General features: G+C 36.8%; 19 protein-coding genes. 10 read left to right on the top strand and 9 right to left on the bottom strand.

Features of this window, described 5'->3' with window-relative positions:
- Positions 1-52 precede the first annotated feature (52 nt).
- From HQN83_RS05040 to HQN83_RS05055, 4 genes are read right to left on the bottom strand one after another with little or no spacing between them, the layout of a single operon-like run.
- Positions 53-1,045 carry a YihY/virulence factor BrkB family protein gene (locus HQN83_RS05040; protein ID WP_173089246.1) on the bottom strand — a complete coding sequence of 331 codons (993 nt, stop codon included), beginning with the start codon at positions 1,043-1,045 and terminating at the stop codon, positions 53-55.
- Between the two features lie 3 nt (positions 1,046-1,048).
- Positions 1,049-1,459, bottom strand: a complete 411-nt coding sequence (locus tag HQN83_RS05045) for an acyl-CoA thioesterase (RefSeq protein WP_108203915.1) — start codon at positions 1,457-1,459, stop codon at positions 1,049-1,051.
- A complete protein-coding gene (mltG, locus tag HQN83_RS05050) occupies positions 1,459-2,517 on the bottom strand; it encodes an endolytic transglycosylase MltG (RefSeq protein ID WP_173089247.1) in 1,059 nt (352 codons plus the stop codon). The genes HQN83_RS05045 and mltG overlap by 1 nt, the downstream gene beginning before the upstream one ends.
- 17 nt (positions 2,518-2,534) lie before the next feature.
- Complete coding sequence (locus tag HQN83_RS05055) at positions 2,535-3,305, bottom strand: PASTA domain-containing protein (protein ID WP_173089248.1); 771 nt, start codon at positions 3,303-3,305, stop codon at positions 2,535-2,537.
- A 121-nt stretch (positions 3,306-3,426) separates the two neighbouring features.
- Here HQN83_RS05055 and HQN83_RS05060 point away from each other — a divergent pair, with 121 nt between their 5' ends.
- Positions 3,427-4,413 (top strand): D-alanine--D-alanine ligase, encoded by a 987-nt coding sequence (locus HQN83_RS05060; protein WP_173089249.1) that lies wholly within the window; start codon positions 3,427-3,429, stop codon positions 4,411-4,413.
- A gap of 154 nt (positions 4,414-4,567) precedes the next feature.
- Here the strand turns inward: HQN83_RS05060 and HQN83_RS05065 are convergent, their stop codons facing one another.
- A complete protein-coding gene (locus tag HQN83_RS05065) occupies positions 4,568-5,356 on the bottom strand; it encodes a DUF3575 domain-containing protein (protein WP_173089250.1) in 789 nt (262 codons plus the stop codon).
- A gap of 129 nt (positions 5,357-5,485) precedes the next feature.
- Here HQN83_RS05065 and HQN83_RS05070 point away from each other — a divergent pair, with 129 nt between their 5' ends.
- Positions 5,486-6,067 carry a Crp/Fnr family transcriptional regulator gene (locus HQN83_RS05070; protein WP_173089251.1) on the top strand — a complete coding sequence of 194 codons (582 nt, stop codon included), beginning with the start codon at positions 5,486-5,488 and terminating at the stop codon, positions 6,065-6,067.
- Positions 6,068-6,131: 64 nt separating this feature from the next.
- Positions 6,132-6,536 (top strand): DUF983 domain-containing protein, encoded by a 405-nt coding sequence (locus HQN83_RS05075; protein ID WP_173089252.1) that lies wholly within the window; start codon positions 6,132-6,134, stop codon positions 6,534-6,536.
- 231 nt (positions 6,537-6,767) lie between these two features.
- Here HQN83_RS05075 and HQN83_RS05080 read toward each other — a convergent pair whose 3' ends face one another.
- Both HQN83_RS05080 and HQN83_RS05085 read right to left on the bottom strand, forming a co-directional pair.
- Entirely contained in the window at positions 6,768-8,195 is a 1,428-nt protein-coding gene (locus tag HQN83_RS05080) for an MATE family efflux transporter (RefSeq protein ID WP_173089253.1), read from the bottom strand.
- Between the two features lie 365 nt (positions 8,196-8,560).
- Positions 8,561-8,980 (bottom strand): acyl-CoA thioesterase, encoded by a 420-nt coding sequence (locus HQN83_RS05085; RefSeq protein ID WP_173089254.1) that lies wholly within the window; start codon positions 8,978-8,980, stop codon positions 8,561-8,563.
- Positions 8,981-9,129: 149 nt separating this feature from the next.
- On the opposite strand from HQN83_RS05085, the gene rpsO reads away from it, so the two are divergent.
- The 7 genes from rpsO (at position 9,130) to HQN83_RS05120 (ending at position 18,475) form a co-directional block, all read left to right on the top strand.
- Positions 9,130-9,432, top strand: coding sequence for a 30S ribosomal protein S15 (rpsO, locus tag HQN83_RS05090; protein ID WP_173089255.1), 303 nt, complete (start codon positions 9,130-9,132; stop codon positions 9,430-9,432).
- A 156-nt stretch (positions 9,433-9,588) separates the two neighbouring features.
- Positions 9,589-11,739: a polyribonucleotide nucleotidyltransferase gene (gene pnp, locus HQN83_RS05095; protein ID WP_173089256.1), complete on the top strand. Its 2,151-nt coding sequence runs from the start codon at positions 9,589-9,591 to the stop codon at positions 11,737-11,739.
- Between the two features lie 264 nt (positions 11,740-12,003).
- The gene (gene rpe, locus HQN83_RS05100) at positions 12,004-12,675 is read left to right on the top strand and encodes a ribulose-phosphate 3-epimerase (protein ID WP_173089257.1); all 672 of its coding nucleotides are present in this window, start codon (positions 12,004-12,006) and stop codon (positions 12,673-12,675) included.
- 21 nt (positions 12,676-12,696) lie between these two features.
- Positions 12,697-15,096 carry a TonB-dependent receptor gene (locus HQN83_RS05105; RefSeq protein WP_173089258.1) on the top strand — a complete coding sequence of 800 codons (2,400 nt, stop codon included), beginning with the start codon at positions 12,697-12,699 and terminating at the stop codon, positions 15,094-15,096.
- A gap of 50 nt (positions 15,097-15,146) precedes the next feature.
- On the top strand, positions 15,147-16,214 hold the full coding sequence (serC, locus tag HQN83_RS05110; protein ID WP_173089259.1) for a 3-phosphoserine/phosphohydroxythreonine transaminase: 1,068 nt from the start codon (positions 15,147-15,149) through the stop codon (positions 16,212-16,214).
- A gap of 11 nt (positions 16,215-16,225) precedes the next feature.
- Positions 16,226-17,176 carry a D-2-hydroxyacid dehydrogenase gene (locus HQN83_RS05115; RefSeq protein WP_173089260.1) on the top strand — a complete coding sequence of 317 codons (951 nt, stop codon included), beginning with the start codon at positions 16,226-16,228 and terminating at the stop codon, positions 17,174-17,176.
- A 54-nt stretch (positions 17,177-17,230) separates the two neighbouring features.
- Entirely contained in the window at positions 17,231-18,475 is a 1,245-nt protein-coding gene (locus tag HQN83_RS05120; protein WP_173089261.1) for a DUF1015 domain-containing protein, read from the top strand.
- 138 nt (positions 18,476-18,613) lie between these two features.
- On the opposite strand, the gene HQN83_RS05125 is transcribed toward HQN83_RS05120, so the two are convergent.
- Both HQN83_RS05125 and HQN83_RS05130 read right to left on the bottom strand, forming a co-directional pair.
- A complete protein-coding gene (locus tag HQN83_RS05125) occupies positions 18,614-19,126 on the bottom strand; it encodes a hypothetical protein (RefSeq protein ID WP_173089262.1) in 513 nt (170 codons plus the stop codon).
- Positions 19,127-19,195: 69 nt separating this feature from the next.
- Complete coding sequence (locus HQN83_RS05130; protein ID WP_173089263.1) at positions 19,196-19,975, bottom strand: SAM hydrolase/SAM-dependent halogenase family protein; 780 nt, start codon at positions 19,973-19,975, stop codon at positions 19,196-19,198.

The following is a 19,975-nucleotide window of genomic DNA, read 5'->3' on the forward strand; positions in this document are numbered from 1 at the left end:
TTAGATATTTCTGCTTAAAAACGATAACGCGCTAAAAATGAGTAAGAAAAATTTATCTTTTCCCTAGTTTATCCTCTATTGGAGCCGCTTTTTTGAACAAATTGAAGTTCGGTCTGATGATTTTAACGCTGCGTTTCGACAGATCTACGCTTGCATTTAGCTCAAAGCCGACTAAAAGTATCAAAGAATTTAGATAAAGCCAGATCATAATTACGATAAGTGTACCGATAGATCCGTAAATTTTATTGTACGAACTGAAATTATTGATGTAATAAGAAAAGCCCCAAATGGAGATAAATGCAAGTATGGTAGCAAGCCACGAGCCTGCACTAAAAAACTTCCATTTCTTTGCGTGCGCTGGGCCATACCTATAAAGGATAGAAATTGTTACGAAATATAATATTCCTAGCAAAGCCCATCTGGTAAGTTGTATAGCCAAAGTGGTAAAGCTCTCCCGAATATTAAGCTTGCTTTCAATACGGTTTAGTGCAAGCTCACCAATAGCCATTGCCGTAATACAAGTAATTACAGAGAAAGCAATTATCAAGGTAAGTAAAATAGCAATCAGGCGTTGTTTAAGCCAGCTACGGGTTTCAATAATTAGCGACGACTTGTTGAAAGCCATCATCAGGTTGTGTACCCCATTAGTGGCAAAGAATAGCGACAAAATAAAACCGAAGGACAGCAATCCTCTATTTTGCTTATGCACTATCTCATCAAGCGTAGTGCTAAAAGCCTTATACGCATCCTCAGGTAAAACCAAAATAATCAGGTTCATCAACTGATCCTGAAAACCAATTTTCTTGGGTATAAAAGGGATCAGTGTAAATAAGAAGATGATGGCCGGGAAAATGGCCAACATGAAATTATAAGCCAATGACGAAGCTTTATTCACCAAAGATTCTTTACCTATCTCTTTAAAAAAGAAAGTAGCAACAGTATAGATAGGAAGCGGACTAAAGCCTGGTAATACACAAACTTTTGTCCAGCTAATAAATAGAGAATAAAGTCTGATCTTTAATAGCTGTTTATGAATCCACTCCATTTTTTAAATAAAATAACTTCGGACATTTTTCATGAAACTTTCCGGCGGTTGACAAGGCCTTCTGGTTTCTTTGTTTACGAAAACAAGTGTAGTTTTTCCGGTGTTAATTAGTTCTTTATTGTCATTGTAGATTTCGTAATCTACTGTTAATCTAACTGTTGGTAATTCGTTAACAATCGACTTTATGGTAAGTGTCTGATTATAAAACGCGGGCTTCAAAAACTTCGATTGAAACTCCAAAATCGGTAACATCACCCCATCTGCTTCCATCGATTCGTATGTGATACCCGAACAGGCTTCAAAACACTCTGTTCTGGCCAACTCATAATATTGAGCATAGTTGCTATGGTGTACTACGCCCATCTGATCGGTTTCTACATAACGAACTTTAACCGTGCTTTCGTGTACAAACATTACTTAAAGATATTGCGTTTATTTAAAGCATCTCTATATTTTTTTGCATTCTTTTCATGTTCCTGAACAGTTACTGCAAAATTATGATAGCCCGAAAAATCTTCCTTAGCACACATATAAATATAGTTATTATTATCGCGGTTTAATACAGCATCAATAGCATTGATACTTGGCATCATGATAGGGCCCGGAGGCAAACCAGCATATTTATAAGTATTGTATTTCGATTGCACACTTAAAAGTGAATTGGTAACACGTTTAACCGTAAAATCATTATTAGCAAAAATAACAGTAGGATCAGCCTGAAGCAATATTCCTTTATTTAAGCGATTTAAGTACAAACCTGCAATAATTGGCATCTCTTTGTCGTATAAAGCCTCTGCATCAACAATTGAAGCTAAAATAGAAACCTGAATAGGAGTAAGGTTTAATGAAGCAGCTTTTTGTTTACGCTCCGCATTCCAGAACTTATTGTATTCAGTGTGCATTCTATCAAAAAACTCAGGCGCTGAAATATTCCAGTACATTTCGTATGTATTAGGAATGAACATTACGTAGCTGTTATCTTTATTGAAACCATACTTTTCAAGTAAAGCAGCAGAGTCAAGCAGGTTGATGAAAGTTAAAGAATCCGGTTCAAGATTTCTTGCCAGATAGCCCGCAAAGTTTTCCTTTTTTCTTAAGTTTTGAAACTTAAGTTTTACAGGATCCTGATTACCAGATTTCAACATATTAATAATGCTGCGGTTACTCATCCCTTTTGTCAGTTTATAGCGACCTGGTTTTAGAGAACGCGCAAGTTGCATTTTACCCGATGCTTCGCTAAAAGTACCTATGTCAGTTAACATATCTTTTAGTTTAATCTCTTTAAAAACGTCGTCAATATTGTATCCTGTTCTTACGTACAAATATTTTTCGTTGCCCGTAACGTTCGGAGCCATGTACACTTTATATAGTTTTAGTCCGTAAAAGCCACCAGCAATTAAAACAACCAATAGTACGCCTAATATTACTTTGGTGCTTTTTTTAAGGCCTGTTTTGTTTTCTTCGTTTGACATATGTAAATGATAGTGAATTATTTCTTATTAGATAGTGTAATGTTTACCGGTGTGCCAATTTTAACTTTAGTTACAGAATCAGTTGCAAATGGATCCTGCTTAATAATTACAGCATTTGCTGAATCTGTTATAGTGCCTTCATAACTAACTGTTCCAAGATTTAGCATTGCGCCATTTCTTAATGCAAATATTGCTTCGTCTTTAGTTAAACCAACTAATGTTGGAATATCTACTTCTTCATTTCCTTGTCCATTGCTCAATAAAAAGTCTATTCTCGACCCTTTAGGGATCATTTCTCCAGCTTTAATCGGTTGGTTGCCAAATGAAACTTCTAATACAACATCCTTACTCACATCTGGTTTATATGTAGTGTCTCCAAGTTTCAAGCCATAACTTTCAATTATACCTTGTGCCTGCTTAAATGATTTAAATAACACGTCTGGAAATTTCACATTAGGCGCTTTATTCATACTTACCGTAAGGTAAATGGTTCTGTTGTCTTTTACAAAAGTTGCAGGATTCGGGTCCTGATCTATCACAGTTCCCGGAGGAGTGTCCATAATGTACACCGAATCTACTTCATAGCGTAATCCTAATTGCTCTAATTTACTAACTGCTTGCGTAAGTGATAATCCTTTAAGTGCAGGTACATTTAAACCCTGTCCATGTTTGGTATAATACCTTAAGCTAAAGAAGGCGATGGATAGAATTACTGCAACAGTGATTGCTGCAGCGAGAAAGTTATTTCTGAATGATTTTGTTTTTAAATAAGATATGAATTTGCCCATGCGTTTTTCTCTTCTGAAAGTATTGCGCTCAAATTTAGATTAAAATAATATTTTATTGGAATTAAAATAACATCTGCACCAACTAATTTATATTTGTGTGCGCAATCAATACGATTAGAATATGAAGAAAACAATAGCATTGCTAACCGGAGGCACTACAGGCGAATGGGTAGTGTCAGTTAAAAGTGCCGCCACTATAGCACAAAATTTAGATGCCAGTAAGTTCGATGTTTATAAAATTATGCTTACTCAGCAGGGTTGGTTTTATGAACCTGCTGATTCTGTAAAGATAGAGGTAGACCGCAATGATTTTTCTATTACCATAAAAGGTAGAAAAATAATGTTTGAAGGTGTATTTATAGCTATACATGGAGCACCTGGAGAAGACGGGAAATTGCAAGGGTATTTTGATATGCTTAATATCCCTTATACAACTTGCGATGCGCTTACTTCTGCCATTACCATGAACAAAGGTTATACAAAGGCAATTGTACAGGGAATAGATCAGTTGCATGTGGCTAAATCTGCTCAAATCTTTAAAAATGCACCATACGATTTAACTCAGCTTAAAAAAGATCTTAAGTTACCATACTTTGTTAAGCCAAATAATGGTGGTAGTAGTATTGGGATGAGTAAAGTAAGTCATGGTAATGATCTGGAAAAGGCACTTGAAAAAGCTTTTCATGAAGATAATCAAATTCTGATTGAGGAATTTATCTCAGGCAGAGAGTTTACTGTTGGCGTTGTAAAGCTTGATGGTAAGATAAAAGTATTGCCAATTACAGAGGTCGAAACTGCTAAAGAGTTTTTTGATTTCGAAGCAAAGTATACTCCCGGTGTTGCGACAGAAACAACTCCTGCGCCAGTTAAGCCTGAAACCAGAGATAGGGTAGCGAAAATTGCTGAGGCTGTTTATGTTAAGTTAAACTGTCGTGGTGTAGTTCGCATCGATTTTATTCTGACTGAAGATGAAGGTGATTTCTATTTCATAGAGATAAATACCATACCAGGCCAAACGGCTACTAGTTTTATCCCTCAGCAAGTTGCCGTTATGGGAATGAAGCTAAGTGATTTTTATACAAAGTTGATTAAAGAGACAATAGGGTAGTGGTAGTTGTAGTTTGGAATTGTGGTTGTAGTTTGCAATTAAACACGTCATCCTGAATTTATTTCAGGACCTCGCACCAGCTATTAAGCAACCTGCTAGTGCGAGGTCCTGATACCGGCCTTCGCCGGCATGACGAATTCAGGATGACGATCGATTAAAACCTAACCCCTACACTAATACCGGCTCTTAACCCTGCCCAAGGCCCATTAAAACTAACTTTCGCTCCATTACCATTTACAGTAGATTTAGTTTTTACGATTGGTAAGTCACTTAAATCTTCCAAAGTATCACGTAAAGCCTGCTGCTCCTCCGGACTTAAAGTCTTATTGCCAGAAATATCTCCACTAGAAGAACCATAATTTGGACCTAATATCCACCAGTCGATGGCAACTCTTTTGCCTATAATCCATTGGGAACCAAAAAGTACACCGCCTGTAAAAGCGGTAATGTTTCCTTCAAGCGGCATTGTTTCCGTTCTGATGTCGTGTGTAGCTGGATCTTCAACTTCAAAATCAAAGGGAACCTCTGCACTATATGTAGCGTATCTGACAAAAGGAGCTACATAGAACCCTTTAAAAAATCCTTGCCCCAAATAGAACCTCACCTCTGGAGTAATCGCGAAGTTGCTTGTTTTAAATTTCTTGATATTTTCTCTTAACTGATCGTCGTCTTTAATTTGATCTTCAATTACAGAGCTAAATGGAAGCTTTGATTTAGGCGAGAACCTGATACCAACCGCCACTGAGATTTTTGGCTTTATTAACCGCTCATATTGAAAAGAGTAATTCTTTAAAAGAAGCGCAGGGATATTCCATTTAACTATGTTTTTTTGGTCAGATTCATCGTCATCTGAACGCTGAGCTTTTACGCTTGTTGTACTCGCGATTAAAAGCAAAATCATCCCACTTAAAAGTGTGATAGTTTTAGTAGAATTACGTCTCATAAATTTCCCTTTTAGTTATTATCCTATTTCCTCTAAGTTACATATGGATAGTGCTTGAAAAAAATACCCATTAGTAGGTATTTTTTTAAGGGTATGCTTATCTTAGTAAATCAAGTTTTGCTGCAAATCATGACGATTAAGTATTTATTAGACAGTAATTTTAAGCCAACATCTTATGAAAAAGGAGATGTAATTTACGAACCGGGAGCTCAACCACGAGCTGTTTATTTTATAAAAAGCGGTAAAGTGAGGATGGTTACGGTAAATGATGATGGCAAAGAATTTATTCAGGGCATCTTTAAAACGAATGAATATTTTGGCGAACCGGCATTATTACTTAATAAGCCGTATTTGGCATATACAATAGCTACTCAGGATTCAGAAATTATAGCGGTAAAGGGCGATGATTTTCTTAAAATGCTAAAGGATCATCCGGATTTTAGTATGAAGCTTATTCAAACACTAAGTCATCGTTTGTTCTACAAATCTATGATGCTTGAGGAGTTGGCAAATGAGCATGCAGAACACAGAATCAGAACATTAGTGGCTTACCTTTTTAAAGATGTAGAGCATGGGCAGGAGTTAAAAATAACAAGGCAGCAGCTTGCAGATATGAGTGGATTAAGGGTTGAAACAGTAATTCGCATCATTAAAAAGCTGTCAGATCAGAAGGAATTGAAGCTGATAAGAGGTAAAATCATTAAGATTTAAGTATGATCTGGATCATAAATTAAATGTTTAATGTATCGTATTTTTGTATCATAATATTAAAGTTATGAAACCAATATCAAAAATACAGGCAGTTGTTGAGTGTAAATGTCCAAGATGCAGAAAAGGCCAAATATTTTCGGGTAAGCTTTATGCTTTTAAAGGACAAACAACTAATGAGTATTGTCCAGTTTGTAACCTTCGCTTCGAAAGGGAACCAGGCTTTTTCTATGTAGCAATGTTTATTAGCTACGCAATGAACGTTGCAGAAATGATTACCATCGCCGTTGCCACATATATATTAGGGCTTGAGCTCACTTACGAGAATCTGTGGATCTTTGTAGCAATTATTATGGTTGGAGTATTTCTTTTTGCTCCGCTAAACTATCGTTATTCCAGAGTGTTTTTGCTTCATTGGCTTACACCTGGTTTAGGGTATGTTCCTGGAGTTGAAACAGCTAAAGTGAATTAGGTGTTGATTTCGTTATAGATTTTGACACAGGTTGTCACATTTCGTTAGAGGCTATCACCTTTCGACATAGGTCGTCATTCTGAATTTATTTCAGAACCTCGCACCAGTAAGTCAAGAATGACAAGTGAGGGGTTCTGAAATAAATTCAGAATGACGATGTTAATAATTAGCAAAAGGTGACGACCTGTAACGAAAGGTGATGACCCGTGTCGAAATATGCGACCAAATGCGCTATACCTTTATAGTCTTCCAACGGCCAATTTTAAACAGGATATAACCCGCTACCGCTATACCCGTTTCGGCAACAGGAATGGCGATAAATACACCTACAGGCCCCAATCCCATATCTTTGGCTAAAAAGTAGCCCAAAGGAATCTGGAATAACCAAAATCCGAAAAGGTTAACCCAAGTAGGTGTCCATGTATCTCCGGCGCCGTTAAACGTACTAATCAGTACCATACCGATTCCATAAAATATGTACCCAAGGCTCATAATTTGAAGGGCATTTTTGGCAACATCCTGTATCAAAACGTCGTTAGTAAAAAACGATATAAAATACCTGCCAACTCCAAAGGTTAATCCCATAACCAAAACCATGTAAATTACTATGTACTTAGCGGTTTTCATTACCGATTGTTCAGCACGATCAATGCGTTTTGCGCCAAGATTCTGACCAACCAATGTAGCTGCAGCATTACTCATTCCCCAGGCCGGAAGCATAAAGAACATCATTAGCCTTAAAGCCGTTTGGTAACCTGCCGATCCATGATCACCACCAGTAGTAGCCACAAGTTGCGCTAAAAATATCCAGCTGCACGATGCAATAACAAATTGGAAAATGCCCGGTGTAGCAATTTTTAATAATGCTTTTATCTGTTCCCAATGAGGTTTAAAATAATGCAACTGTACTTTTAAAAGACTTTTTCCGCTTGCAAGGTGATAAACCTGATAACAAACACCAATGCCTCGTCCGATGGTTGTTGCCATTGCGGCACCTGTTAATCCAAACGCCGGTATTGGTCCAAAACCATTAATTAAAACCGGACATAGAATGATGTTGGCAATATTGGCAATCCACAAACTTTTCATGGCTATAGCTGCATTACCCGCACCCCTAAAAATTCCGTTTATAAGAAAAAGCAATACAATGATAATGCTGCCACCCATCATAATGCGCATAAATGTTGTGCCTTGTGCGGCTGTTTCTGCCGATGCACCCATTAGCAATAAAATGTCTGTAGCGTAAATAAGTCCGATAACGCTGATAATCACATTAAAAAATACAGCAATTATGATGGCCTGCATACCTGCTTTTGCGGCAGCTGCCGGATCTTTTTCGCCGATTCTTCTGGCGACAACGGCTGTTGCGGCCATGCTCATGCCTATGGCAAGTGAATAGATAACAGTAAGTACAGATTCTGTTAGCCCTACAGTTTGTATAGCGTGACTGCTGTTGTGCAAATGGCCTACAAAGTAAAGATCTACCAGTGCAAAAACAGATTCCATAGCCATTTCCAACATCATCGGGATGGCTAGTAAAATAACTGCTTTACGGATACTTCCTTGCGTAAAATCGAGTTCTTCGCCTTTGAGGGCTTGTTTAATAAGTGTAAAAATTTGAGATAGCTTGCCTATTGAAGCTGTATTTTGTTCTAACATTGGGTAGGGAAAAAAGTAGTAAATAAACCGTGTTCAGCAAGAAATGCTGTATCTTTATTTTCGTGAAAAGGTGGAGTCCTTGGTTTTTTAGAACCTCAAACGGACTGCAAATACTTTCATCGTAATGCGGTTGAGTTAAAAAACAAATATATATTATTTACAAATATAATTCTAGCTTTTTTAAAATTTTAATTAAAACTTTCTGGGAGAGAAGTCTTGTTCTTGTCTTGAATCGGACTGGAGTCAGTCCACAGTGAGTCCACAGTCAGTCCACGTTTTTCTAGGAAAAAGGTGGACTGACTGTGGACGCAAGGTTTATCGAATGTGGAATGAATGGGAGGGACTATGGAGTTAGTATTAAGCAGTTAAATACTGTATGCTTTTATCATTTCTTCGTTTACCTTGCAACCTTTTCCGGTGGTGGTGTCAATCATTACATAATCGAACCAACCATCAGAAGCAATTTTTCCGGTTCTTTTGTTCTCAATTTCAAACTGCACACGGCAGCCTTTTTCATTGATAGTTAAAATTCCGGTACGAATAGCAATCACATCGCCAAGAATAAGCGGGCGTTTAAAATCTACCAGTGCAGTACGAACTACCCATCCGAAACCACTGTTTAAAAACGATTCCATGGGCATTTTATAAAATTCGGCCATCTGATCATAACGCGCAGCAAGTACGTAATCAAAATATTTGCTGTTATGTACATGATTAAACATGTCTATATCATCAGGACGTACCTTTAGTTCACTTTCGAAAATACTGTATTGGGTTTTTTCCATAAAATAAGTTGTTACTGCAACAAAAATAGGATTTAGGAATGGGCAATTTATGGTCAGATCAAATTTTTACCCCTACTTGTTAATCTTTAAAACTTACACTATCTTTGCACGCAATTAATTAATCATTTAAACTTTAGTATCATTCAAGAATGTATTTAAGTAAAGAAAAGAAAGCTGAAATCTTTAAACAGCATGGTGAAGTAGAAACTAACACAGGTTCTGCAGAAGGTCAAGTAGCGTTATTTACATACCGCATTGCTCACTTAACTGAGCACTTAAAGAAAAATCGTAAAGATTTCTCTACTCAGTTATCACTACAAAAATTAGTAGGTAAACGTCGTGGTATTTTGGCATATCTATTTAAAAAAGATATTGGTCGCTACCGTGCTATCATTAAGGCTTTAGGTCTAAGAGATATCATCAAACCTTTGGGGTCGAAAGACAACAAATAAGCGTAATTGTATCAGGAAAAGCCATTCTTTAGAGAATGGCTTTTTTAATTTAATGATGAAATTGTTTGAGTTTTATCTTAAGTTTGGAAAATAAAAAAACAACAATATATAAACAAGGTGTATCGAAAGAGGAAAATGCACCACAACAATTATTAAATGAATGTAATAAAAAAATCGTTCGACTTGGGCGATGGAAGAACAATCGAAATTGAAACAGGAAAATTAGCTAAACAAGCTGATGGTTCGGTAGTAGTAAGAATGGGCGATACGATGTTATTGGCAACTGTAGTTTCTACAGTAGGTGCTAAAGCAGGTGTTGATTTTTTACCTTTATCTGTTGATTATCAGGAGAAATATGCTGCCGCAGGCCGTATCCCTGGGGGTTTTCTTCGTCGCGAGGCAAGATTATCTGATTATGAAGTTTTAATTTCACGTTTAGTAGATCGCGCTTTACGCCCGATGTTCCCTGAAGATTATCACTCTGATACTCAGGTAATGATCTCATTGATCTCTTCTGATAAAAATATAATGCCAGATTGTTTAGCTGGTTTAGCTGCTTCGGCTGCTATCGCGGTTTCAGATATTCCTTTTAACGGGCCAATTTCTGAAGTACGTGTTGCTAAAATTGATGGTCAATTAGTAATTAACCCTTACGTAAGTGATTTAGAGCGTGCTACAATGGAATTCCTTGTTGCAGGTACTGAAAGAGATATCGTAATGGTTGAAGGTGAGTGTGATGAGATTTCTGAAGCTGAAATGGTTGAGGCAATTGAATTTGCTCATAAAGCAATCGTTATTCAGGTTCAAGCTCAAAAAGAACTTGCTGAACTTGTAGGTAAAACTGTAAAACGTGAATATTCTCATGAAGACAGCAACCTTGAGTTAAGAGCGCAAGTTTTTGCTGCTACTTATGATAAAGTTTATGCTGTAGCTAAAAGCAACACAAGCAAAGGTGAGCGTGGTGATGCATTTGCTACTATTTTAAAGGACTTTGTTGCTACATTAGGTGAAGACATTGATGATGTAACTAACTTCCTTGCTAAAAAATATTTCCACGATGTACAATATGATGCTATCCGTAACCTTGTTTTAGACGAAGGAATTCGTTTAGATGGTCGTGATGTACGTACTGTACGCCCTATCTGGAGTGAAGTAGGTTATTTGCCTGCTGCTCACGGTTCTGCAGTATTTACACGTGGTGAAACTCAATCATTAACTACTGTTACTTTAGGTTCTAAAGATGATGAGCAAATGATTGATGGTGCTTTCATCAATGGATACAACAAATTCTTATTGCACTACAATTTCCCTGGTTTCTCAACTGGTGAGGTTCGTCCTAACAGAGGTGCAGGTCGTCGTGAAATTGGTCATGGTAACTTGGCAATGCGTTCATTAAAGAAAGTATTACCAGGATTAGAGGAAAATCCTTACACCATCCGTATCGTTTCTGATATCTTAGAATCTAATGGTTCATCATCAATGGCAACTGTTTGTGCTGGTACATTAGCGCTTATGGATGCTGGTATTAAAATTAAAGCTCCGGTATCGGGTATCGCAATGGGTTTAATTACTGATGAGAAAACTGGTAAATATGCAATCCTTTCTGATATTTTAGGTGATGAAGATCACTTAGGTGATATGGACTTTAAAGTAACTGGTACTGAAAAAGGTATTGTTGCTTGTCAAATGGACTTAAAAATCAATGGTTTGAAATGGGAGGTGTTAACAAACGCTTTAAATCAAGCTAAAGAAGCTCGTTTGCACATCTTAAATGAGATGAAGAAAACAATTTCTACACCTCGTGAGGATTACAAAGACCATGCTCCACGTATCGTTTCTTTAACTATTGATAAAGAATTTATTGGTGCTGTAATTGGCCCAGGCGGTAAAATTATTCAAGAAATGCAACGTGAAACTGGCGCTTCTATCTCTATCGAAGAGGTTGGAAACAAAGGTATCGTTGAAATCTTTGCTGATAACAAAGCTGCAATTGATGCTGCTGTTACTCGTATCAATGCAATTGCTGCTAAACCAGAAATAGGTGCAACTTACAGTGGTAAAGTAAAATCTATTATGCCATTTGGTGCATTTGTAGAGATTATGCCAGGTAAAGATGGTTTACTTCACATTTCTGAAATCGACTGGACTCGTTTAGAAACTATGGACGGTGTGTTTAAAGAAGGTGATAAAGTTGAAGTGAAACTTTTGGATGTTGATAAACAAGGTAAAATGAAACTTTCTAGAAAAGCTTTATTGCCTCGTCCACCAAAAGCAGAAGCTGCTCCGGCTGAAAATAAACCAGCTTAGTAATTAAGCTGAAATAGTTATACTGTTTGCTTAAAGCGATCGTCATACTGAATTTATTTCAGCATCTCGAAATAGAAAGGTAAACATGTCATGTGCGAGATCCTGAAATAAATTCAGGATGACGGCATGGAGGTTACAACATGACGAAACGCATAAAAACAGAAACCAAAAAACCCCGCAATTTGCGGGGTTTTTTGGTTTAAAATGGGTTATTTATTTATATTTACAAATGTAAACCAGCTATAATTTTAAAACACATTCCCTATGAAACATCTTATTGCTCCCTCTGTACTTTCAGCTGATTTTGCTAACCTTAAACGCGATATTGAAATGATAAATGCGAGTGAGGCAGACTGGTTTCATGTGGATGTAATGGATGGCGTATTTGTGCCGAACATATCATTCGGTTTTCCGGTAATGGAAGCAATAAAAAAATACGCTACAAAGCCATTAGATGTTCACTTAATGATTGTTAACCCCGATCAATATATTGAGCGTTTTGCTGAAGCGGGAGCATCGGTAATAACTGTGCATTACGAAGTTTGTACACATCTACACAGAACAGTTCAGGCAATTCATGCAGCTGGATGTAAGGCCGGTGTTGCAATTAATCCTCATACTCCGGTATCGTTACTGAAAGATATATTGGTAGATCTGGATATGGTTCTTGTGATGTCGGTAAACCCTGGGTTTGGCGGTCAGAAATTTATACCTAATACGCTAAACAAGCTTAGAGAATTAAGAGCAATGGCACTGGCTATTAACCCTAATTTGTTAATTGAGGTTGATGGCGGGGTAGGAATACAAAATCTGGCTGATTTAATAGAAGCAGGTGCTGGTGTTTTTGTTGCAGGAAATGCCATTTTTGGTGCAGCCTCTCCAACAGCTATGATCTCAGAATTAAAACAACTTAATGCACAATTGAAATCATCATAAGCCTACAGTTTTACAACATAAATGCATAGACTCTGCCTGTTGCTATCTATTTTATTATTTGGTTTTACGTATGTAAGTGCGCAACCCATAGTAAAAGTGACGGGTCTAATTACGGATGATCTGAAAAATCCATTGCCTATGGTAACCGTTAGTGTGGTTGGACAAAATCAGTCGACAGCTTCTGATGAGAAAGGTAACTACAATATTTATTCAAATGCCACTTCCTTTACGTTGAAATATAGCCTTTTGGGTTATAAGTCTGTTTTGGTTGAGTTTAAAATAGATAAAGCCGGAAGGATCATTCAAAACGTTTCTTTAACGCGAAATATAAACGAGCTTGAACAGGTAACCATTACCACAAGAGAAAATCAGCTTAGAAACAGTACAACTATTAATATTGCCGACATTGCTTCTATACCTTCTGCCTCAGGCAATTTTGAGGTAGTGCTTAAAACTTTGCCCGGTGTATCTACTAACAACGAACTGAGCTCTCAATATAGCGTCAGGGGAGGTAATTTTGATGAAAACCTGGTGTATGTAAACGATGTTGAAATCAGTAGACCTGTATTGATTAGAAATGCCCAGCAAGAGGGGCTGAGTTTCATTAATAGCGATTTATTAAGTTCAGCAAAGTTTTCAGCAGGAGGTTTTGAATCTCGCTACGGCGATAAATTATCATCAGTACTGGATGTTAAATACGACAGGCCGGATAGCAGTGAAGCGACATTAAATCTCGGAATGCTAGGAGCAGGTTTTAGTACTAAAATTCTAAATAAAAGCAGTTACTTACTTGCCGGATTGAGGTATAAAAACAATACAAGCATATTAAACAGACAGGATAATAAAGGAAGCTATGCTCCTAATTTTACTGATGCTCAACTCATTTATCATCAGAATATTTCCTCTAAAATGAGCGTTGATTTTCTTGGGAGTTTTAACAGCGGGATTTTTAAACTAATACCCGAAAGCAGAGAAACTCAGTTTGGAACATTAAGTACGGTGATGCGGTTGCAAACGGATTATAGCGGTAAGGAAATAGACGATTATCAGACTGCCGGTGGAGCTATAACTTTAGCATTTTATCCGAAATCAGATTTGGTAATTAAATGGATAAACAGTTATTTCAGTACAATTGAAAGGGAGCGGATAGATATTGAAGGTAGATATGTATTTGACGAATTGAGCAATAGCTTTGCCAATGGAAATTTTGGTTCGGTTAGAATTAACAGAGGGATAGGTAAGTATATAAATTATGCACGCAATAATCTGGAATCTGAAAATCTGAGCTCAGAGATAAAGGTGGATCAGGATTACGAGAATCATACGTTTTCACTGGGACTAAGGTTTGAACGTAAAAATTATACAGATAATTTAAATGAGTATAGCCTAATAGATTCTGCCGGATACATACAACAAGTAGGGCTCAGTAATTTTTACCAGGATAATCTGGTTAATGTTAAAAACAATCTGGCTATTCAGTATTACACTGCTTATATTCAAGATAGTTATACTTTGTCTGCTAATTCTACTCTTCAACTTGGGGTTAGGGGTAATTATAATACTTTAAGTAGACAGTTTTTGCTTAGTCCGAGGTTGTTGCTGGCTTACAGGCCATCAAGCAATAATAAAATTATAAGGTTTACTGCGGGCGTTTATCAGCAGGCTCCTGACTACAGGAGTATCAGAGATTTTAATGGAGTTCTTAATTTAAATCAGCTGGCACAGCGGTCGTACAATACTTCGGCGGGTCTGGATTACGCATTTGATGGGTTGGGTACACGTTTAAAATTTACCTCTGAGCTTTATTTTAAATACCAGGATAGGCTGATTCCTTACATGATGGATAATGTACGGGTTAAGTACCTGGCTGATGAAGTAGCTAAGGGATACATTTATGGCGCAGATTTTAGCGTAGGAGGGGAGTTTGTGAAAGATTTGTTATCCTATTTTAGGGTTTCTTTGATGAAGGCCAATCAGAATATTAAAAATGATGAGCGTGGTTATTTAAGAAGGCCAACAGACCAAAGGATTAACTTTTCGGTGTACTTTCAGGACAGATTGCTGAGCAGTCCTACCTATAAAGTGCATTTGAATATGTTGTATGGCTCTAAATTGCCAATAGGAGCGCCTCTTGTAAAGCGTTATTCGGAGGATTTTAATATCCCGGCTTATAAACGTGTGGATATTGGATTTTCTAAAGATTTTTTAGACGATGCAGGAGTGAAAAAACCGAGGCTGCTGGATAAATATTTTAGTTCGTTTTCCGCTCATTTAGAGGTATTTAATTTGTTAAATATTGATAATACGGTTTCATATTTATGGCTTAAAGACATAGATAACGTACAATATGCTATCCCTAATTATTTAACTGGCAGGCAACTAAATTTGAAATTGATCATAAAGTTCAAGAATTCGAAATAATAAATAATATAAAACTGTTACATTTACAAGCATTAAAAATCACTATAAAAATGAGACACAATTTCGGCGCAGGCCCCTGTATTTTACCTCAGGAAGTATTTAAGCAAGCAGCACAAGCAGTTCTAGATTTTAAAGATGGTTTATCCATTTTAGAAATCTCTCATCGCACATCTGAATTTGAAGGTGTGGTAGCAGAAGCAGAAAAATTAGTTAAGGAATTATTAAACGTACCTTCCGGATATTCTGTTTTATTTTTACAAGGCGGTGCAAGTTTGCAGTTTGCAATGGTTCCAATGAACTTATTGCCTGAAGGAAAAACTGCCAGCTATCTGGAAACAGGCGTTTGGGCAAATAAAGCTATTAAAGAGGTATCTACGTTTGGTAAAGCAAACATTGTTGCTTCTTCAAAAGAATCAAACTTTACCTTTATTCCTAAAGATTATAGTATTCCTGAAGACAGTGCTTATTTCCACTGCACTTCTAACAACACTATTTACGGAACTGAAATGTTCAGCTTACCGGAAACCAATATTCCTGTAGTTTGTGATATGTCTTCGGATATCATGAGTAGAGTAATTGATGTTTCTCAATATGATTTGATCTATGCAGGAGCTCAAAAAAATATCGGTCCGGCTGGTTTAACAGTTGTAATCGTTAAAGATGAGATCTTAGGTAAATCGGGTAGAAAAATCCCTTCAATGCTTGATTATAAAGTTCATATCGATGGTGGTTCTATGTACAATACTCCTCCGGTATTTTCTATATATGTAGCTATGCTTAACTTAAGATGGTTAAAATCTAAAGGTGGTGTTGCTGAGATTGAAAAAGAGAATAAAGCAAAAGCTCAGGCTTTGTATACTGAGATCGATAGAAACCCATTGTTTAAAGGAACTTGTGCGGTTGAAGATCGTTCTAGAATGAATGTTTGTTTTGTAATGGAAAATCCTGAGCTTGAAAAACCATTCTTGAAATTTGCTGAAGAGAACGGAATTGAAGGTATTAAAGGACATAGAAGTGTTGGTGGTTTTAGAGCCTCTATTTACAACGCACTTCCAATTACGAGTGTTCATACACTAGTTGAATTAATGCAGATTTTTGCTGAAAAAAACACCAAATAAAATATAAATTAATGATTAAGATACTTGCAAACGATGGGATTGATCCTATCGGTAAAGCGTTATTAGAAAAAGCAGGTTTTGTTGTTGATACCGAAACTGTTCCTCAGGATCAATTGGTTGAAGCTTTAAAAAACTATGATGGTATTACAGTTAGAAGTGCTACCAAATTACGTAAAGAACTGATTGATCAGGTGCCTAACATTAAGTTGATTGGCAGAGGCGGCGTAGGTATGGATAATATTGACGTTGAATATGCCCGCAGTAAGGGTGTTGCAGTGGTAAATACACCTGCAGCTTCTTCGTTATCTGTTGCTGAATTGGTATTTGCACATTTGTTTACCGGTATCCGTTTTTTACAGGATTCAAACAGAAAAATGCCTGTTGAAGGAGCTACTAAATTCAATGCTTTGAAAAAAGCATATGCTGGTGGTGTTGAACTTCAAGGTAAAACTATGGGTATCATTGGTTTCGGTCGTATTGGTCGTGAAACTGCTAAGGTTGCCCTTAGGTTAGGTATGAATGTATTGGCTTACGATCTTTATCCTGCTGAAGGTACTTTACCATTGACTTTCCAAGGTGGTGTTTCTGTTGAGATTCCATTCAAAACAGTGTCATTGGATGAGGTAATTGCAAACAGTGATTTCATTAGCTTACATACTCCATTTGCTGATAAACCTATTTTAGGTGCAGATGAGTTTGCTAAAATGAAACAAGGTGTTGGTGTTGTAAACTGCTCAAGAGGTGGTACTATTGATGAAGAAGCATTAATTGCTGCTTTAGACAGTGGTAAAGTATCTTTTGCTGGTTTAGACGTGTTCGATGACGAACCTACTCCACGTGCTGCTATTTTACAACATGCTAAAATCTCTTTAACTCCTCATATTGGAGCTGCTACTAATGAAGCTCAGGAGCGTATAGGAACTGAACTTGCTTCGTTAATTATCGAGCATTTTAATAAATAAGACTATTGGTCAAAGCTATATTTTTGTATAGCTTTGACCATATTCATAAAAAGTATGCCCCTTATAAAGCCTTTCTGCGCGCTTAAACCTGCAGTAAACTTACAATCTCAGGTTGTAACGAGGCCGCTTGAAAATTATAGCATGGGGGAAGCAAGATTAATTGCTTCTGAAAGTAAGTGTACTTTTCTTCATCTGATCAACCCGGAACTAGATAATCCATATTTAAGGGGTACAAGAGAAGAGTTGGTTTATAAAAAAATCAGTGAGAACCTTGAGGGGTTTATTGATCATCAATTTCTTGTTAAACAGGACAAACCTGCCATTTATATTTATAGAGTGAAACATAACGGACTGGTGCAAACTGGCATCTGGACGCTTACTCATATTAAAGATTATTTGGAGGGGAGGATAAAGAAGCATGAATCTACTGTAGAACGCAGAGAGAAGCTTCTGGCAGACTATCTACAGCAAACCGGGCTAGATGCTAACCCGGTGTTAATTACCTATCATCCTGATCAGATTATCGATTCGATTACTGAAAGGTACACTCAGATTAAACCTGATCTTGATTTTACATTTGCTGATGGTACTACACATCAGGTATGGGCGGTTTGTGATGATCAGGATCTAAAAGAATTGGTTACTGCATTTGGTAATATTCCAAGTGTTTATATTGCTGATGGGCACCATAGAGCCGCCTCAATGGCAAAGATGGGATTGCATAAACAGGCTTTAGATGATGGTAGGCATACCGGAATGGAGGCCTATAATTACTTCACTACGGTTTATATGAATACCCGTGAGGTTAAAATATTGGAATTTAACAGGCTGATTAGGGACTTCGGCGATTTGAATCCTGAGCTATTGATTGAACTATTAAAACAGTCGTTTTTAGTACATGAATCACATGATGCTGTTAAGCCTGATCAATTGCATAAAATAGGAATGTATTTTAATGGGAAATGGTATGTTCTTGAACCAAAAACAGCAATTTATGATAAGAATGATCCTGTTAAAACACTGGATGTGCGTATTCTTCAGGATTTTATTCTTGCTCCGATTTTAAATATAAATGATCCAAGAACTGATGCCCGTATTACATTTGAGGGGGGATCTACATCAGTTTCTGAACTTCAGATGAAGGTTGATAATGGTCTTTATGCTTTAGCTTTTACCTTATTCCCGGTTTCTATAGATCAAGTTATTGCCGTGGCAGATGCCAATGGGGTGATGCCTCCGAAATCAACTTGGGTTGAGCCTAAATTTTTGGTAGGGCTCTTAACCAATTATTTCAATTAAGAGATTGCGTTAAAACCCAGTACCTGTAACCTAATATTGCTTTTTGGAATGTAGTTAGTTTAAGCGGGTCTTTTTTATAAAGACTTGGCAAAACAGCCTTGTTGATTTTTAAAAGAATTTTAAAGACTGCTTTTTGCATTATGCTTTTTTAAGTTTTTTATAGAATAAATAACAAGCTACAAATAGAGTAAGTGTAAGGAACATAACTATGTAGTTTGTAATTTGTTTTTCTTTATTTGCAGCGTCAAAATCTTTCTTTAATTGCTCATTTTGATCCTGCAGTTTCTTTATAGAAGCTTTGTAGTTCTCAATTCTGCTTGTGCTGCTATTCGCTTCATTTCTAATACGTTTGACCTCTTCATCTTTGTAGTTCATTAGTATTTTGAGCTCCTTAAAGATGTTGTTGTCATTTAAAACAATCTGGCGTAATATTTCATTTGAATTTTTTATATCGTCTTTGGTTTGAAATCCAAAGATTCCAGTTCTGGTATCTAAACTTTGATCGTACTGGCCAAATTTGGCACTTCTCTCATTTAGTAGTGCATTTACTTTTAATCTTTGTGTTTGATAAGCAGTTGTATCTGTTTGAAAAGTTGCGGCTTGTAAAGAAGTGCTAAAAAGAAAAATAATAAGCAATACGTTTTTAATCATGATTAAATGTTTTTTAAGGAACAAGCAAACTCCATGCCTTAGCTTTGTATTGTAAATATAATAGATTTTTTAAGGATGGAACTCGATCCTGATGATATCGTTGAGGTGTAAACCTAACAAACCACTAGCTTTTCCTTTATTTATGGCAATTTCCAGGTGGTTGCTAATGCCAAAAAGGCAAAGCTTTTCTCCTTCAGGAACCTCATTATAATGCCAGCTTAATTGAGTAATGGTTTCACTTTTTCTGAAGTACAATGTGAAATCGCGATTACGCTGGATTTTAGTGAAAAGATCTTTCGTGATGTTGGTGATTACGTTGCAGAAAGTATCGATATAGATTACGCTACCTCTGATGATATCTCGTTCGATTACAGGATTTAATAGCATCCTTTCTTCGATACTATCAGTGGCTACACCAATGTCTCTAAGTTTAGCGCCTTTGGCGAGTTGAGTTGCTGCTTTAACAAAAATATCAACCAATGGGAAGTGAAGATATTTTAAATCCTGCATGATATTAAGCTCTACAATTTCTTCAGGCTTTTCATTAAAAAGTAAGGAGAAGATACCATTGTCGGCCCCAACAAAGAAATGATCTTTGTGTTTAAGTGCTATATATTTTGTGTTTTCGCTGAATACAGAATCGATACCAATAAGGTGCACAGTTCCCTTTGGAAAGTAAGGGTAAACGTTCTTTAGAACGAATGCCGCGTGCGAAATATTAAAGGATGGCACTTCGTGAGTTACATCAACAATTGTAGCTGTAGGCAGGATACTCAGGATACTACCCTTAAGGGCAGCCTGATAGAAATCTTTAGAACCTAAATCTGTTGTTAAAGTAATAATGGCCAT

The organism is Pedobacter foliorum (assembly GCF_013266735.1).
GTDB classification, from domain to species: domain Bacteria; phylum Bacteroidota; class Bacteroidia; order Sphingobacteriales; family Sphingobacteriaceae; genus Pedobacter; species Pedobacter foliorum.

Excerpts from the sequence above, each read along its gene's own strand:
- HQN83_RS05040 (WP_173089246.1), bottom strand. The coding sequence starts at position 1,045 with ATGGAGTGGATTCATAAACAGCTATTAAAGATCAGACTTTATTCTCTA.
- HQN83_RS05045 (WP_108203915.1), bottom strand. The coding sequence starts at position 1,459 with ATGTTTGTACACGAAAGCACGGTTAAAGTTCGTTATGTAGAAACCGAT.
- mltG (WP_173089247.1), bottom strand. The coding sequence starts at position 2,517 with ATGTCAAACGAAGAAAACAAAACAGGCCTTAAAAAAAGCACCAAAGTA.
- HQN83_RS05055 (WP_173089248.1), bottom strand. The coding sequence starts at position 3,305 with ATGGGCAAATTCATATCTTATTTAAAAACAAAATCATTCAGAAATAAC.
- HQN83_RS05060 (WP_173089249.1), top strand. The coding sequence starts at position 3,427 with ATGAAGAAAACAATAGCATTGCTAACCGGAGGCACTACAGGCGAATGG.
- HQN83_RS05065 (WP_173089250.1), bottom strand. The coding sequence starts at position 5,356 with ATGAGACGTAATTCTACTAAAACTATCACACTTTTAAGTGGGATGATT.
- HQN83_RS05070 (WP_173089251.1), top strand. The coding sequence starts at position 5,486 with ATGACGATTAAGTATTTATTAGACAGTAATTTTAAGCCAACATCTTAT.
- HQN83_RS05075 (WP_173089252.1), top strand. The coding sequence starts at position 6,132 with ATGAAACCAATATCAAAAATACAGGCAGTTGTTGAGTGTAAATGTCCA.
- HQN83_RS05080 (WP_173089253.1), bottom strand. The coding sequence starts at position 8,195 with ATGTTAGAACAAAATACAGCTTCAATAGGCAAGCTATCTCAAATTTTT.
- HQN83_RS05085 (WP_173089254.1), bottom strand. The coding sequence starts at position 8,980 with ATGGAAAAAACCCAATACAGTATTTTCGAAAGTGAACTAAAGGTACGT.
- rpsO (WP_173089255.1), top strand. The coding sequence starts at position 9,130 with ATGTATTTAAGTAAAGAAAAGAAAGCTGAAATCTTTAAACAGCATGGT.
- pnp (WP_173089256.1), top strand. The coding sequence starts at position 9,589 with ATGAATGTAATAAAAAAATCGTTCGACTTGGGCGATGGAAGAACAATC.
- rpe (WP_173089257.1), top strand. The coding sequence starts at position 12,004 with ATGAAACATCTTATTGCTCCCTCTGTACTTTCAGCTGATTTTGCTAAC.
- HQN83_RS05105 (WP_173089258.1), top strand. The coding sequence starts at position 12,697 with ATGCATAGACTCTGCCTGTTGCTATCTATTTTATTATTTGGTTTTACG.
- serC (WP_173089259.1), top strand. The coding sequence starts at position 15,147 with ATGAGACACAATTTCGGCGCAGGCCCCTGTATTTTACCTCAGGAAGTA.
- HQN83_RS05115 (WP_173089260.1), top strand. The coding sequence starts at position 16,226 with ATGATTAAGATACTTGCAAACGATGGGATTGATCCTATCGGTAAAGCG.
- HQN83_RS05120 (WP_173089261.1), top strand. The coding sequence starts at position 17,231 with ATGCCCCTTATAAAGCCTTTCTGCGCGCTTAAACCTGCAGTAAACTTA.
- HQN83_RS05125 (WP_173089262.1), bottom strand. The coding sequence starts at position 19,126 with ATGATTAAAAACGTATTGCTTATTATTTTTCTTTTTAGCACTTCTTTA.
- HQN83_RS05130 (WP_173089263.1), bottom strand. The coding sequence starts at position 19,975 with ATGGCCATTATTACTTTAACAACAGATTTAGGTTCTAAAGATTTCTAT.